The organism is Streptosporangium jomthongense (genome assembly GCF_042650425.1).
Lineage (GTDB): Bacteria > Actinomycetota > Actinomycetes > Streptosporangiales > Streptosporangiaceae > Streptosporangium.
The window spans coordinates 186,604-200,278 of sequence record NZ_JBHSBC010000018.1 but is presented as its reverse complement, the minus strand read 5'-3'; the positions used below and the strand labels follow the sequence as shown (position 1 = coordinate 200,278).

Below are 13,675 nucleotides of genomic sequence, written 5' to 3'. Positions count from 1 at the left end.
CCATGACCGGCTCTATGGGTCTTACGTCATATTTCTTGGTGTCCGGAAGGCGCGTGGTCGTGCTCCCGCATCAGGACGCGCAGCCGCGGCACGAACAGGAACAGCAGCACGCCCGCCACGACCGCGATCGCCGCCAGCGTGAGGAAGTAGGCGGGATCGGACATGTGCTCCCTGAGCCTGCCCGTCTGCCCGCCGACCGCGTCACCGACCGAGACGGCGATGAACCAGACGCCGAGCATCTGTCCCTTGAACGCCTGGGGGGCGAGCTTGGTGGTGACCGAGAGCCCGACCGGGCTCAGCGCCAGCTCCCCGAAGACCTGGACGAGGTAGACCGCCACCAGCCACCACACCGAGACCCTCCCGTTCCCGGCCAGGGCGGAGGCCGCCGCCATGATCACGAAGCTCAGGCCGACCATGACCAGCGCGAAGGCGAACTTCTGCGGGGCCGTGACCCGGTTGCCCAGCTTCACCCACAACGCCGCGAAGACCGGTACGAAGATCATGATGAACAGCGGGTTGAACGACTGCGTCGCCGCGGCGGTGATGCGCACACCGGACAGCGAGAGGTCGGTGTGGTCCGCGGCGAAGAACAGCAGCACGGTCGGGGCCAGGTCGTAGATCATCCAGAAGACGGCCGCGGCGGCGAACAACCAGATGTAGGCCCGCATCCCGGCGCGCTCCTCCGGCGTCAGGTTGTGGCTGCCCAGCAGGATGTAGCCGAAGTAGACCACCGGAACGATCACGATCACCACGGTCAGCGCCAGCGCGAAGGCGTCGAGGCTGAAGGTCCCGGAGAGCGCCCAGAGCGTCAGGGCCACGACGATCACGGCCGTCGAGCCGAGCGCGACGAGGGTGAAGTGCCGGTGCTCGGCGGGGGTCAGCCGGTGCCCGGGCTCGTCGCCGGCGCCCCGGAGGCGGGAGCGGCCCGCCACGTACTGGACCAGGCCGAGGGCCATCCCGACGGCCGCCGCCCCGAAGCCCAGGTGCCAGCGGTCGCCGTCGGCGAGCCAGCCGACCACGATGGGGGCGACGAAGGCCCCCAGGTTGATGCCGAGGTAGAACAGGGAGAAGCCCGCGTCCCTGCGCGCGTCGGCGTCCTCCGGATAGAGCTTGCCGACCATCGCGGAGATGTTCGGCTTCAGCAGCCCGGTCCCGGCGATGATGAGCAGCAGGCCGAGGGCCACGAAGAGGCCCGTCCTGGCCGGTATCGCCATGCTGATGTGCCCGAACATGATGATCAGACCGCCCCACAGCACCGCCCTGCGGGCACCGAGGACGCGGTCGGCGACCCAGCCGCCGGGCAGGGCCACCAGATAGATCAGGGCGCCGTAGACGCCGACGAGCGCCTGCGCGGTCCCCTTGCCCATGCCCAGCCCGCCGACGGCGGGGGAGGCGGCCATGAAGGTGGCCAGGATCGCGCGCAGGCCGTACCAGCTGAAGCGCTCCCACATCTCGGTGCCGAACAGCGTGGCGAGGCCGCGTGGATGCCCGAAGAAGGATTTCTCCTCCGCCTTTGTCGCCGATGTCATAGCGCCCCCCGACCTCAGTGTGTGATCGAACTGTAACTCTGCGTGTTCGTTCCGGCGAGGGCGGACCGAAAGGTCGTGCGTCGTCGGTCCCTTAACGCCGAAGGTCTTGTCCCCCCGTATCCCGTGTGATGCGATGCATGCCTCACGAAGGCAAGTGAGCACTTCCAGGAGGCGCTTCGATGGCCGGTGTCCTTGAGGAACGGGCCGCGATCGAGCGGGAGATCGCGGGCCGTACCGTCTGCGCCCAGTTGAGGGAGGCGGCCGAACGGGACGCGGGAGCCCCCGCCTACTCCGACCCCTCGGGGCAGGGCTGGACGACCATGACCTACGGCGAGGCCAGGCGGAGGGTGCTGGAGATCGCCGCGGGCTTCGCCGCCCTCGGGCTGCGCAGGGGCGAGGCCGTCGCCCTGATGATGGTCAACCGCAGCGAGCACGTCCTGGCCGACCTGGGCGCGGTGCACGCGGGCGGCGTCTCGTGCTCGGTCTACCCCACCTTCGCCCCCGAGCAGGTCGCCTTCGTCGCGGCCGACGTGGGCGCGCGGATCGCGGTGCTCGGCGGCCCGGCCGACCTGGCCAGATGGGAGCCGATCCTCGGGGACCTGCCCGCGCTGCGCAGGATCGTCATGCTGGAGGGCGCCCCCCGGGACGACCGTTTCGTCTCCTGGGAGGACCTGCTGTCCATGGGCCGCGAACGGCTGGCCGCCGAACCCGGCGAGGTCGAGGCCCGCTGGCGCGCGGTGACCGCCGACGACGTCCTGACGGTGCTCTACACCTCCGGCACGACCGGCGACCCCAAGGGCGTGCCGCTCACCCACGCCAACGTGTTCTACGAGGTCGTGGCCACCGACCGGCTGGCGCGGGTGCCCGAACGCGGCACCCAGATCTCCTATCTGACCTACGCGCACATCGCCGAGCGGGTGCTCAGCCTCTACCTGCCGCTCTTCAAGCTCTCCCACACCTACTTCTGCACCGACATGTCCCAGCTCGGCGCGATCCTCGGCCAGGTCAGGCCGGTGCTCTTCTTCGGCGTGCCGCGCGTGTGGGAGAAGATGATGGCCAGGCTCCAGGCCCTGCTGTCCATGCAGCCGCAGGATCGGCGCGAGCAGGCGCGTCTGGCCATGGCCGCCGGTCTCGCCCACATCGAGGCCTGCCAGTACGGCCGCACGCCCTCACCCGGGGTCCGCGAGGCCTACGAGCGGGCCGACGCCGCGCTGCTGTCCGGCGTGCGCTCGCTGATCGGCCTGGACAACGCGGGCTGGCTCGCCACCGCCGCGGCGCCGATGCCGCGCGAGGTCCAGCGCTTCTTCGCCGGTCTCGGCCTGCGCGTCCTGGACGTGTACGGCATGACGGAGACGACGGGTGCGTTCACCGCCAACGCCCAGGACCGCTTCAAACTCGGCACGGTCGGGCAGGCCGGGCCCGGGGTGGAGATCCGCGTCGCCGAGGACGGGGAGATCCTCACCCGCAGCCCGGCCAACGCCGTCGGCTACCTCAACCGGCCGGGGGAGACCGCGGAACTGCTGGACGAGGACGGCTGGCTGCACACCGGCGACGTCGGCGTGGTCGACGAGGACGGCTTCGTCAGCATCCTCGACCGCAAGAAGGAGCTCATCATCACCTCGGGGGGCGAGAACATCTCCCCGGCCAACATCGAGGGCCTCCTCAGGGAACACCCCATCGTCGGCCAGGCCCTGGCCTACGGCGACGGCAGGCCGTACCCGGTGGCGATCCTCACCCTCGACGGTGAGACGGCTCCCGGCTGGGCGAAGGAGCGGGGCATCGGGTTCACCTGCCTGGCCGACCTCGCCGAGCACCCCGAGGTCCTGCGCGAGGTCGCCGGGGCGGTCGCCGCGGCCAACGGGCGGCTCGCCCGGGTACAGCAGGTCAAGCGCTGGCGGCTGCTGCCGGTCGAGTGGACGCCGGAGAGCCAGGAGCTCACGCCGAGCCTGAAACTCAGACGCCGGATCATCCACACCAGGTACGCGGAGGTGATCGACGGCCTGTACGCGTCCTGACCCGTGCCTGTCCCTTTGCCCAACGGGCGCGTGTCCGTCCCCCGGCCATTACCGCGCCGTTCCTAGCGTCCTGGGTCATGAGATTCCTTTTCGCGTTGCTGGCGGCGGCGACCGTCGTCCCGCCCGTCCCGGCCGGGGCGGGCGTGGCCGGGGAACCGGTGATCCGCTCGGTGACCGTGACCCCGGGCGCGCCCGTCGTCGGGCCGTCCGGATCGGTGCGGGTGGTGATCGAGGTGGTCGCGGGCGGGGTCGCGGGGCCGGACGGGGTGACGATCGAGGTCGAGCCGGGCGCCCCGGACGCGGCCGACGAGCCGGCCTCCCCGCCGATCCAGGAGGACGCCGAGGACACCGGGGTCACCGGTGTCGCAGACGGTCAGGGGGCGCAGGCGCCTGCCCCGGCGCCGGAGTGGGAGATCTGGAGGTTCGTGCCCGACAAGGGTCTGACCCGCTGGTACCCGACGGGGCGCTGGACCGTCACGGTGACCGCCAGGGGCGCCGGTGGTGAGGTCGTCACCGGGCACACCGTCTTCAGGCTGCGCAGGGAGACCAGGTTCAGCGCGGTGCGGGTGGCCGCGGGGGAGACGGGGGCGCGGGTTCGCGGTGTCCTGAACCGGGTCGACCCGCAGGGCTACCTGGACTACGCCCCCTTCCCCGGCCAGCCGGTGGGCATCCTGCACCGGAGCGAGCCCGGGGAGCCCTGGCAGAGCGTGGCCTCGGCGACCACCGACGCGCAGGGCCGCTTCGCCAGGGACGTTCCGGGGATCAGGGACGGCCAGTGGCGCATCCTGTTCGCCGGGACGGGACACTACGCGGGCAGACGCAGCATCATCCACCCGACCACCGCATAAGTGCATTTAATAGGACAAATCGCCATATCGTTATTCCATTTGGAGTGGCTAATTTCCTATTTACTGTGACTTTTCCTTATGTTGAAGCGTCTTTGACGGTAGGCGCGCCCCACCGCGGGGCGCGTCCTTCAACGGGGAAGGAAGTTCCAGATGCTGCGACGCATCGCGACCGTCCTGGCCACGGCGGCGCTGAGCGCCTCCGCGCTCGCGGTCACCGCACCGGCGCAGGCCGCGACCACCCAGGCCGTGTCCGCGCAGGCCGGGAGCCGGGCCTACACCGAGACCAGGATCGCCGGCTTCAACGCCGACCCCAACCCGGCCCGCAGGTTCCAGCGCATCACGCTGAGCGGCCAGCTCCAGGTCGGTGAGGACTGCAACCCGCACGAGCGCGGTCCCGGCCTGGCCACCCGCCACAACCCCTGCGACAACGGCAGGACCCAGTGGGCGGGCTCCGCCGGCTGGCAGAAGATCGTGGTGCTCTTCCGCGCGAGCGGCAGGAGCAAGTGGGAGTTCGTCGACGCGATCGAGACCGGCCGTGACGGGCGTTTCGCCACGGACGTCCGCGTCTACACCTCCGGCACCTGGCGCGTCGTCTTCGAGGGCGCCAGGGGCCTGGCGCCGTCCGAGGACAGCGACTGGGTCAGGGTCTTCCGCTGACCGACCGGTGAGCGAGCCCAGGACCGTCCCGCCCGCGCGGGGCGGTCCGCCGCCCGCCGTAGGCGCGACCGCCGGGACCCTCACGAGAGCGCGTGCACCGCGGCCCCGAACAGGACGGGCAGCCGCCGGGCGGCCGGGACGATCAGCCGTGCGGCCCCGCGGTACCGCCGGGTCCCCAGCAGCGCCCCGGTGAGCAGCCTGTGCCTGCGCGACAGGCGCAGCCAGGCCTCCTCGTAGGAGTCCGGGTCCCCCGCCCGCAGGCAGCCGACGAGCGCCCGCGCGGACAACAGCGCCAGGGAGAGCCCCTCACCGGTGAGGGCGTCGATGTAACCCGCGGCGTCGCCGACCAGCAGCACCCGCCCCGAGACCCGGCGGCGCACCCGCTGGCGCAACGGCCCCGCCCCCCGCACACTGGTCGCCGCCGGTCCGGTGAGCCTGGCCGCGAGCTCGGGGAAGTCCGCCAGATGTTCCTGGTAGCCCCGCCGCCGTGAGCTGAGCACGGCCACCCCGACCAGGTCGTCGCCGACCGGCGTCACGTAGGCCTCGGACTCGTCGGCCCAGTGCACCTCGACGAAGTCCGTCCAGGGGGCGACGAGATAGTGCCGCCGCAGGCCGTACCTGCGGGGGCGGGTGTCGGGAAGCCGGAGCCCGAGCATGGCGCGCAGCGGGGAGTGCAGACCGTCGGCGGCCACCAGCCACCTGGCCCGCAGCCCCGCGGCCTCGACGCGGTCGTGGTGCTGCCGTACCTCCTCGACCCTGCCGCGTACGACCCGCACGCCCACCTCGGCGGCACGTCGCGACAGCGCGTCGTGCAGGGCGGTGCGGCGCACCCCGAGCCCGCTTCCCCTCCTGAACTCGGCCTGGACCCGGTCGCCGCCGTCCACGTAGCGGATTCCCGCCAGAGGCCTGCCCTCGGGCCGCACGCCCAGCCCCAGCAGCGCCGCCGCGCCGCTGGGCATCAACCCCTCGCCGCACGCCTTGTCGACCGGGCCCGGCCGGGGCTCGACCACGACGGCCTCCATCCCGGCCAGCGCCGCGTGGATGGCGGTGGCGAGACCGGCGGGCCCCCCGCCGGCGACCAGGACGTCGATCACGCGGGGGCCCGCCCGGCGGACGGCGCGGGGGAGAGCGTGGCCAGGGCGGCCTCCTCACAGCGGATCCGCACCACCATGAGCGCGGCGTTCAGCACCGTGAACGTCACCGCGGTGACCCAGGCGCCGTGCACCAGCGGAAGGGCCACCCCCTCGGCGGCGACCGCCACGTAGTTGGGGTGGCGCAGCCACCGCAGCCGGTACGGCCCGCCCGTCACCGGGGACAGGCCGGGGACCACGATCACCTCGGTGTTCCACTGCCTGCCCAGCGTGGTGACGCACCACCAGCGCAGCCCCTGTGCCGCGACGACCAGGGCGAGCATGGGCCAGCCGAGCGCGGGGACGAAGGGCCGTCCCGTCAGACCGGCCTCCAGCGCGCACCCGGCCAGCAACCCGGTGTGCAGGGCGACCATCCACGGATAGTGGCCGCGCCCGTGGACGATCCCCCCGCGGGCCAGGCTCCAGCGCGCGTTGCGCCGGGCGACCACCAGCTCCGCCAGCCGCTCCACGCCGACGAGCAGGACGAGCCACAGATACCAGGACACCGTTCCCCCCACGGGTCACCAGCGCAACAGGACGAGTTCGGAGCAGAAACCGGGGCCCATCGCGATGAGCAGCCCCGGAGTCCCCGCGGGAGGCGGGCGAAGCGCGAGGGTGTCCCGCAGCACGTGCAGCACCGACGAGGAGGACAGGTTGCCGACCGAGGCCAGTGAGCGCCAGGTGAGTTCGAGCGCGTCCTGCGGCAGCCCGAGCGTCTCGGCGACGGCGTCGAGCACCTTCGGGCCGCCCGGGTGGCACACCCAGGCCGTGATGTCGTCCCTGGTCAGCCCATGGTCGGCGAGGAAGCCGTCCACGTCGTCGGCCAGGTAGGTCCGCACCACGTCGGGGACGCCGGCGTCGAGGACCACCTGGAACCCGGTGTCGCCGACGTCCCAGCCCATGACGTGTTCCGAGTCGGGATACAGGTGGCCACGGGTCGCCACGACCGTGGGCCCCCCTCCTGGCAGGGCGGCGGCCCGTTCGGCGCCGCAGGCGACCACGGCCGCCGCGCCGTCGCCGAACAGCGCGCCCGCGACCAGGTTGGCGACCGAGGAGTCGCCGCGCTGCAGGGTCAGCGAGCACAGCTCGACCGAGAGCAGCACCGCCACGTGCCCGGGCCAGCCGCGCAGGTAGTCGTGCAGCCGGGCGATCCCCGCCGCCCCCGCCACGCAGCCGAGCCCGAAGATCGGCACCCGTTTGACGTCGGGACGTAACCCCAACCGGCCCGCCAGCCTGGCGTCGACCGAGGGCGCGGCCAGGCCGGTCACCGAGGTGAACATGATCATGTCCACGTCCCCCGGGGTGAGCCCCGCGGCGTCGAGCGCGGCGCCGACCGCCTCCGTGCCCAGCCCCACGGCGCATTCGACGAAGACGTCGTTGGCCGCCCCGAACCCGTCGAGCTTGGCGTAGCGGTGCAGGGGCAGCGCCAGGTGGCGGAAGCCGACCCTGGCACTCGCGTGTAACCGGTCGAGCACCCGCCGGTCGGCGCCCTCGGGCAGGCACAGCCGCGCGATGGCGTCGGTGATCTCGGCCTGGGGGTGGCGGTTCGGCGGAAGCGCGCCGCGGACGGCGGCGATTCGCGTCATGAAAGGGTCACTCCCGGGCCTCGTGGGAAAGGGGGGTGCGGACATCTGGCTTCTGCCCGTCCGTGTCCGTGGCAAGCCTTCTTCCCGCCGCGGGTGTGCCTAACATCGACTCTGTGACGAGCCGGTGGGCGGGGCGGGTGCGGACGGCGGGCAGGCCGGGGACCGGGTTCACGACGGTCGTCGCGCTGGCGCGCGCCTGCCATCCCGGGCCGACCGCGGCCGTCACCGTACTGGTGGGCGCGCTGGCCCTGGTCTGCGGGCACGACGCGGCCGGATGCGCCCTGGTGGCCGCCGCCGTGCTGACCGGCCAGCTGTCGATCGGCTGGTGCAACGACGCGGCCGACGCGGCCAGGGACACCGCCGCGGGCCGTACGGGAAAGCCGGTCGCGGAGGGCCTGCTCGCCGCGCGCACGGTGTGGGCCGCGGCGTGGACGGCCCTGGCGCTCTGCGTGCCGCTCTCCCTGGCCTTCGGTCCCGTCGCGGGGGGCGTCCACCTCACGGGCGTCGCCGCGGCCTGGGCGTACGACCTGGGACTCAAGGCGACGGTGTTCTCGTGGCTGCCGTACGCGGTCGGGTTCGGCTCCCTGCCGCCGTTCGTGACGCTGGGGCTGCCCGGCGCGCCGTGGCCCGCGTGGTGGGCGGTCCTCGCCGCGGCCCTGCTGGGCTGCGGCGCGCACCTGGCGAACGTGCTGCCCGACATCCAGGACGACCTGGCGGCCGGGGTCAGGGGCTGGCCGCAGCGGCTCGGCGCCGCGCGGGTGCGCGCGCTTGTCCCCGTCCCCCTGCTGCTGGCGACCGTGACGCTGGTCCTGGGACCGCCGGGGGCGCCCGGGCCCGGGGAGTGGGCCGCGCTCGCCGTCGCCGTGGCGCTCGCCTGTGCCGGGCCGCTGGCGGCGAACCGGTCGCCGAAGGCCCCCTTCGCGGGAGCCGTGGCCGTCGCGGCGCTCGACGTCCTGCTCCTGCTCGCCACGACCACCACGATCACCGTCGTGCCCTGAACCGCGTCCCGCCGGAGGCAACCGCGCATACTGCGATCTTGCAGAAGAACGGCGGGCGGGGCAAGATCCCGCCCGCCGTACGATCAGCCCTTGTAGTTGAAGATCTGGCGCAGGGTGTGCCGGACCTCGACGAGGTCCTTCTGGTCGGCCATGACCTGGTCGATGGGCTTGTACGCCTCCGGGTGCTCGTCGACCAGTGAGGCGGCCCTGTCGGAGTTCCACGTACGGCCCCGCATCGCCTGGGCGAGCGAGTCGGCCGAGAGCTCCCGCTTGGCCTTCGTCCGTGACATCCGGCGTCCCGCCCCGTGCGAGCAGGAGGTGTAGGACTCCGGGTTCCCCAGGCCGCGGACGATGTACGAACGGGTGCCCATCGAACCCGGGATCACGCCCTCGTCGCCGGTGTCGGCCTTGATGGCGCCCTTACGGGTGATCCACAGGGACTTCCCGTAGTGGGTCTCCCGCTGGGTGAAGTTGTGGTGGCAGTTGATCGTGCGGACCCGCTGCCCGCCGCCGACGACCCGGAACAGGGCGTTGACCAGCACCCGGTCCATCCGGGCCCGCGAGGCCATCGCGTAGCGCTGGGACCACAGCATGTCCTCGATGTAGGCGGTGAACTCCGGGGTGTCCTGGACGAGGTAGGCCAGGTCCGGGTCCTCAAGACCGACGGCCTGCTTCCTCATCATCCGCTTGGCGCCCGTGATGTGCATCGTGGCCAGCTGGTTGCCGATGCCGCGTGACCCCGAGTGGAGCACCGTCCAGACCCGGTCACGCTCGTCGAGGCAGACCTCGACGAAGTGGTTGCCCGAGCCGAGGGTGCCGAACTGCTCGGCGACCTTCTTCTCCTGCCTGGGGTTCAGGTCCGTGTACGGCAGGCCGAGGTCGTCGAGCGCCCGGTCGATGGACGGGTCGCTGTGCCCCTTGCCGACCCCGGCCGGGATGCGGTGCTCGACCATCGGCATCAGCGCGGCGAGGGTGTCCGGCAGGTCGGCGGCGGTGAGCGTCGTCTCGGTCGCCACCATGCCGCAGCCGATGTCCACTCCGACGGCGGCGGGAATGATGGCGTTCTCGGTGGGGATGACCGAGCCGACCGTCGCCCCGATGCCGACGTGCGCGTCTGGCATGAGAGCGACGTGGCCGGAGACGAACGGCAGACGGGCGGTGCGTGCGGCCTGCATGATCGCGCCTTCGTCGATCTCGCTGGCCCACGACAGCAGGTTCGGTGCGGGCTGGTTCGGCATCGTGTGAATCTCCTTGGACCGGCTGTCGATCAGTGTGGCGAGCCCAGAAAGGAAATCCCACTTATTTTACCGTTCGCCGGATTCACCCGCCGGGACACGGAGCCGGGACCGGCGGCTCAGGCGGGGGAACCGGGCTCGGGTTCCGGGCCGTGCTCCTCCTGGGGGACGGCCCGGCGCCTCGAACGTTCCAGACGGGATCTCCGGTTCCGCTCCGCGCGCAGGTCGGCCCGCAACGTCCCCCGGAAGAGCAGGGCGACGGCCAGCAGGATCACTCCGGAGCCGACGAGGAAGGGGACGGCGGGGATCGCGTCCTCCCCGGACTCCTGCGGCTTCTCGGACGGCTTTCGCGGCCCGGCCGCGTCCACGCCGGCCGCCCGGAACGCGGCATGTGGAAACGGCTGAAGAACTCTCTCCGGAATCGGCCCGGTCGAAAACCCGGAAGGCAGATCCGGGATTTTCTCCATAAATCCGATTCCGTTACCTTCCGGTGGTGTTCGGCGGTCGGGGAATATGGCGTTCCCGGCAGTTCTCGCGGGGATGACGGCCGGGCCTGACGCGAGGCCGGCCACGCCCTGGGGCAGGCAGGGGGCGGTCATGAGCAGGGGCGCCGCGAGGATCAGCGCGCTGAGGCGGTTGTCCGCTACCGGTCTCACGTGGGTCCGGCTCCTTTCGTGATCCCGGGGTCGTCGCTACGGATTATCGGCGCGGTTCCCGGGGTCTCCCCGGCGCGCAGGGGCCTTGGCATCAAAGCGTTATGTGCTAATTAGGCATATATCCATGAATCACCTGAATTTTTCTGTGATTTATGGAGGTGTTTGTGGCCTGCATGACGCCTCGGAAGTCTGATCGCGCAGATGAGAGCGCTCCCAGAAGCCGGACATGTCCTCCTATGGAGGAATCAACCCTTCGATGGTGATGTTGTCGCCAGGAGGAGACCCGTGGGAGGTCCCGGTGGGTACCGGCCGTAGGCTGGGCCCCTGCCGGAGCAGACGGATGTGAGGAGGTGGCGCCCCGTGCTGCGGGACTCGTTCGGCCGGGTGGCGACTGATCTGCGGGTGTCCCTCACGGACCGCTGCAACCTGCGCTGCTCCTACTGCATGCCCCCCGAGGGGCTGGAGTGGCTGCCCAAACCCGAGCTGCTGACCGCCGACGAGATCGTCAGGCTGGTGACCGTCGCCGTGGAACGGCTGGGCGTCACCGAGGTCCGCTACACCGGCGGTGAGCCGCTGCTGCGCCGCGAACTGGTCGACATCGTGGCCCGTACCTCTGCCCTGCGCCCCGCGCCCCAGGTCTCCCTGACCACGAACGGCATCGGCCTGGCCAGACTGGCCGCCCCCCTGGCCGAGGCGGGCCTGAGCCGGGTCAACGTCTCCCTCGACACCCTCGACCGGGAGACGTTCAGGAGACTCGCCCACCGCGACCGGTTGCCCGACGTGCTCGACGGCCTGGCCGCCGCCGACGCCGCGGGCCTGCGCCCGGTGAAGATCAACTCCGTGCTGATGCGCGGCGTCAACGACCACGAGGCCGCCTCGCTGCTGCGCCACTGCCTGGAACGGGGCTACGAGCTGCGCTTCATCGAGCAGATGCCGCTGGACGCCCAGCACGGCTGGCGCAGGCAGGACATGATCACGGCCGAGGAGATCCTCGCGGGACTGCGGGAGAGCTTCGACCTGACAGAGGCCGACCCGGGAGAGCGCGGCAGCGCCCCGGCCGAGCTCTTCCTGGTCGGCGGCGGGCCGGCCAGGGTCGGTGTGATCGGTTCGGTCACCCGCCCGTTCTGCGGCTCCTGCGACCGGGTACGGCTCACCGCCGACGGCCAGGTCCGCAACTGCCTGTTCGCCACGGACGAGTCCGACCTGCGTGCGGCGATGCGCGCGGGCGCGGGCGACGAGGAACTGGCCGAGCGCTGGCTGGCCGCGGTGCGCGTCAAGAAGGCCGGGCACGGCATCGACGACCCGTCCTTCCTGCAACCGTCCCGCCCGATGTCCGCCATCGGCGGATGAGCGGGATGAGCGTCCGTCACGACGCCTGCATCCTGGCGGGCGGCATGGCGAGAAGGCTCGGCGGACAGGACAAACCAGGTCTCCACGTCGGCGGACGCCCACTGGTCGAGCGGGTCGCGGCGGCCGTACCGGACGCGCGGCGGCTGATCGTCGTCGGCTCCCCCCGTCCCGGCCTGCCCGGGGCCGTCTTCCTGCGCGAGCGCCCGCCGGGCGCGGGGCCCGTCCCCGCGCTGCGGGCGGGGATGACCGCCGTGACCGCCCCCTGGGTCGCCCTGCTCGCCGCCGACCTGCCGTTCCTGACGGCCGGGCACGTCTCGGCGCTGTTCGCCGCCGCCGAGGGGGCCGCAGGGGCGGTGCTCCTCGACGAGGAGGACAGACAGCAGTGGCTCGCCGGAGTCTGGCGTACGGCGGAGCTCACCCGGGCACTGGACGGCTACGAGGGACGGTCGCTGCACGGACTGCTCGGCCCGCTCGGGCCCGTCGGGCTCCGCCTTCCCGGGAAACCGTGGTTCGATTGCGACACACCGGATGATCTGCTGCGTGCCGGAGACGGTGAGCCGGACGCGGCGGAGAACGCCGACAAGGCCGTCGACGAGGAGCGAGCGATGAACGTGCTGGAGGAGTGGACCGAGCTGGTCTGCCGGGAACTGGGCGTCGATCCGGCGCGGGTCGACAGGGACGCGGTGCTCGACCTGACGAAGGAGGTCGCCCACGGGGTGGCACGCCCGGCCGCCCCGCTGACGGCCTACCTGCTGGGCCTGGCCCAGGGAGCGGGAACCGCGGGCGACGACACGCTCAAGCGGCTGATCGAACTCGCTCAGGAATGGGAGAGAAAGACCGGAGACTGAGATTCCGGAGAAAAGGGCGACGCCGGGTGGTTACGGGGGCAAACCACCCGGCGTCGCTTCATCGGCGTTCCGACGGGGGCCCGGAACGCCGGCACCAGTGCCCCGACGGGGGACCAGGGCACTTGCTTAAAGCGTACACCTCCAACCCCTGAGATGCGTCAAGAGTTAGTCACGACCCGATCTCGCGTCGGTGGCGTGGGATCTCGTTCTGGCTGTCATCCGTAATGCCGAAGCCACTTTCCGCCTCGCGACGTGGTGCGTTGGCCCCGATCACGGCAACATACGGTAAAAAGATCGCGCCGGCGAAGAGCAGCAGCCTCACGGGCAGCGGGGCGGGCACGGTGAAGGCGAGGATGAGGCAGAGCAGCCGGATCCCCATCTTGATGAGGTAGTTCCTCTCGCGCCTGCCGATGTCCTCGCTCAGGGAGGGCTGCGCGTCGGTCACCTGGTGGACCTGTCGGCGCCTGTGCCATTTCCTCACATCTCCAACCTAGACCTCGCCTCCGGCGGGCGGGAAAGCGCGTGCGACCCTGGCCTCCAGGGGCCTACGGGGGTCTCCGGGGCCTTCGGGCAAGGAGGACACGATGACGGATCGTACGTACCGGGTGACCGAGATCGTGGGCACGTCGGGGGAGAGCATCGAGGCGGCCGTGCGCAACGGCGTCCGGAGGGCCGCGCAGACCCTGCGCCACCTCGACTGGTTCGAGGTGACCGAGGTCAGGGGGCACATCGTGGACGGCGAGATCGGGCACTTCCAGGTCGGCCTGAAGGTGGGCTTCCGCCTGGAGGACGACGCCTGAGGCCGCGCGGCGCCCGGGGACGT

The 13,675-nt window shown here is 71.8% G+C and carries 14 protein-coding genes; 7 read left to right on the top strand and 7 right to left on the bottom strand.

From position 1 onward, the window contains the following. Positions 1 to 26: 26 nt before the first annotated feature. On the bottom strand, positions 27 to 1,529 hold the full coding sequence (locus tag ACFOYY_RS18580) for a peptide MFS transporter (protein WP_386190400.1): 1,503 nt from the start codon (positions 1,527 to 1,529) through the stop codon (positions 27 to 29). A 179-nt stretch (positions 1,530 to 1,708) separates the two neighbouring features. Between ACFOYY_RS18580 and ACFOYY_RS18575 the strand changes: the two genes are divergently transcribed. From ACFOYY_RS18575 to ACFOYY_RS18565, 3 genes are all read left to right on the top strand, one after another. After that, on the top strand, positions 1,709 to 3,544 hold the full coding sequence (locus ACFOYY_RS18575) for an AMP-dependent synthetase/ligase (protein WP_386190399.1): 1,836 nt from the start codon (positions 1,709 to 1,711) through the stop codon (positions 3,542 to 3,544). 77 nt (positions 3,545 to 3,621) lie between these two features. Beyond that, complete coding sequence (locus tag ACFOYY_RS18570) at positions 3,622 to 4,392, top strand: hypothetical protein (RefSeq protein WP_386190398.1); 771 nt, start codon at positions 3,622 to 3,624, stop codon at positions 4,390 to 4,392. A 150-nt stretch (positions 4,393 to 4,542) separates the two neighbouring features. Continuing rightward, complete coding sequence (locus ACFOYY_RS18565) at positions 4,543 to 5,049, top strand: hypothetical protein (RefSeq protein WP_352013138.1); 507 nt, start codon at positions 4,543 to 4,545, stop codon at positions 5,047 to 5,049. 80 nt (positions 5,050 to 5,129) lie between these two features. On the opposite strand, the gene ACFOYY_RS18560 is transcribed toward ACFOYY_RS18565, so the two are convergent. The 3 genes from ACFOYY_RS18560 to ACFOYY_RS18550 are packed head-to-tail and all read right to left on the bottom strand — an operon-like array spanning position 5,130 to position 7,765. Continuing rightward, entirely contained in the window at positions 5,130 to 6,143 is a 1,014-nt protein-coding gene (locus ACFOYY_RS18560) for an NAD(P)/FAD-dependent oxidoreductase (RefSeq protein WP_386190397.1), read from the bottom strand. Then, positions 6,140 to 6,685: an isoprenylcysteine carboxyl methyltransferase family protein gene (locus ACFOYY_RS18555; RefSeq protein WP_386190396.1), complete on the bottom strand. Its 546-nt coding sequence runs from the start codon at positions 6,683 to 6,685 to the stop codon at positions 6,140 to 6,142. Before ACFOYY_RS18555 ends, ACFOYY_RS18560 begins: the two co-directional genes overlap by 4 nt. A gap of 15 nt (positions 6,686 to 6,700) precedes the next feature. Further along, positions 6,701 to 7,765: a type III polyketide synthase gene (locus tag ACFOYY_RS18550; RefSeq protein WP_386190395.1), complete on the bottom strand. Its 1,065-nt coding sequence runs from the start codon at positions 7,763 to 7,765 to the stop codon at positions 6,701 to 6,703. Positions 7,766 to 7,878: 113 nt separating this feature from the next. Here ACFOYY_RS18550 and ACFOYY_RS18545 point away from each other — a divergent pair, with 113 nt between their 5' ends. Continuing rightward, positions 7,879 to 8,763 (top strand): UbiA family prenyltransferase, encoded by an 885-nt coding sequence (locus tag ACFOYY_RS18545; protein WP_352013134.1) that lies wholly within the window; start codon positions 7,879 to 7,881, stop codon positions 8,761 to 8,763. An 83-nt stretch (positions 8,764 to 8,846) separates the two neighbouring features. On the opposite strand, the gene ACFOYY_RS18540 is transcribed toward ACFOYY_RS18545, so the two are convergent. Together ACFOYY_RS18540 and ACFOYY_RS18535 are read right to left on the bottom strand one after the other, a co-directional pair. Then, a complete protein-coding gene (locus ACFOYY_RS18540) occupies positions 8,847 to 10,001 on the bottom strand; it encodes an RtcB family protein (RefSeq protein ID WP_352013133.1) in 1,155 nt (384 codons plus the stop codon). 116 nt (positions 10,002 to 10,117) lie between these two features. Beyond that, the gene (locus ACFOYY_RS18535) at positions 10,118 to 10,366 is read right to left on the bottom strand and encodes a hypothetical protein (protein ID WP_352013132.1); all 249 of its coding nucleotides are present in this window, start codon (positions 10,364 to 10,366) and stop codon (positions 10,118 to 10,120) included. Positions 10,367 to 11,014: 648 nt separating this feature from the next. On the opposite strand from ACFOYY_RS18535, the gene moaA reads away from it, so the two are divergent. Next, complete coding sequence (gene moaA / locus ACFOYY_RS18530; protein WP_352013131.1) at positions 11,015 to 12,004, top strand: GTP 3',8-cyclase MoaA; 990 nt, start codon at positions 11,015 to 11,017, stop codon at positions 12,002 to 12,004. Between the two features lie 5 nt (positions 12,005 to 12,009). Then, entirely contained in the window at positions 12,010 to 12,852 is an 843-nt protein-coding gene (locus ACFOYY_RS18525; RefSeq protein WP_386190394.1) for an NTP transferase domain-containing protein, read from the top strand. A 169-nt stretch (positions 12,853 to 13,021) separates the two neighbouring features. On the opposite strand, the gene ACFOYY_RS18520 is transcribed toward ACFOYY_RS18525, so the two are convergent. After that, entirely contained in the window at positions 13,022 to 13,297 is a 276-nt protein-coding gene (locus ACFOYY_RS18520) for a DUF3099 domain-containing protein (RefSeq protein WP_352013129.1), read from the bottom strand. Between the two features lie 139 nt (positions 13,298 to 13,436). Between ACFOYY_RS18520 and ACFOYY_RS18515 the strand changes: the two genes are divergently transcribed. After that, positions 13,437 to 13,652: a dodecin gene (locus ACFOYY_RS18515; protein WP_352013128.1), complete on the top strand. Its 216-nt coding sequence runs from the start codon at positions 13,437 to 13,439 to the stop codon at positions 13,650 to 13,652. Positions 13,653 to 13,675 lie beyond the last annotated feature (23 nt).

Excerpts from the sequence above, each read along its gene's own strand:
- ACFOYY_RS18580 (WP_386190400.1), bottom strand. The coding sequence starts at position 1,529 with ATGACATCGGCGACAAAGGCGGAGGAGAAATCCTTCTTCGGGCATCCA.
- ACFOYY_RS18575 (WP_386190399.1), top strand. The coding sequence starts at position 1,709 with ATGGCCGGTGTCCTTGAGGAACGGGCCGCGATCGAGCGGGAGATCGCG.
- ACFOYY_RS18570 (WP_386190398.1), top strand. The coding sequence starts at position 3,622 with ATGAGATTCCTTTTCGCGTTGCTGGCGGCGGCGACCGTCGTCCCGCCC.
- ACFOYY_RS18565 (WP_352013138.1), top strand. The coding sequence starts at position 4,543 with ATGCTGCGACGCATCGCGACCGTCCTGGCCACGGCGGCGCTGAGCGCC.
- ACFOYY_RS18550 (WP_386190395.1), bottom strand. The coding sequence starts at position 7,765 with ATGACGCGAATCGCCGCCGTCCGCGGCGCGCTTCCGCCGAACCGCCAC.
- ACFOYY_RS18540 (WP_352013133.1), bottom strand. The coding sequence starts at position 10,001 with ATGCCGAACCAGCCCGCACCGAACCTGCTGTCGTGGGCCAGCGAGATC.
- ACFOYY_RS18525 (WP_386190394.1), top strand. The coding sequence starts at position 12,010 with ATGAGCGTCCGTCACGACGCCTGCATCCTGGCGGGCGGCATGGCGAGA.
- ACFOYY_RS18515 (WP_352013128.1), top strand. The coding sequence starts at position 13,437 with ATGACGGATCGTACGTACCGGGTGACCGAGATCGTGGGCACGTCGGGG.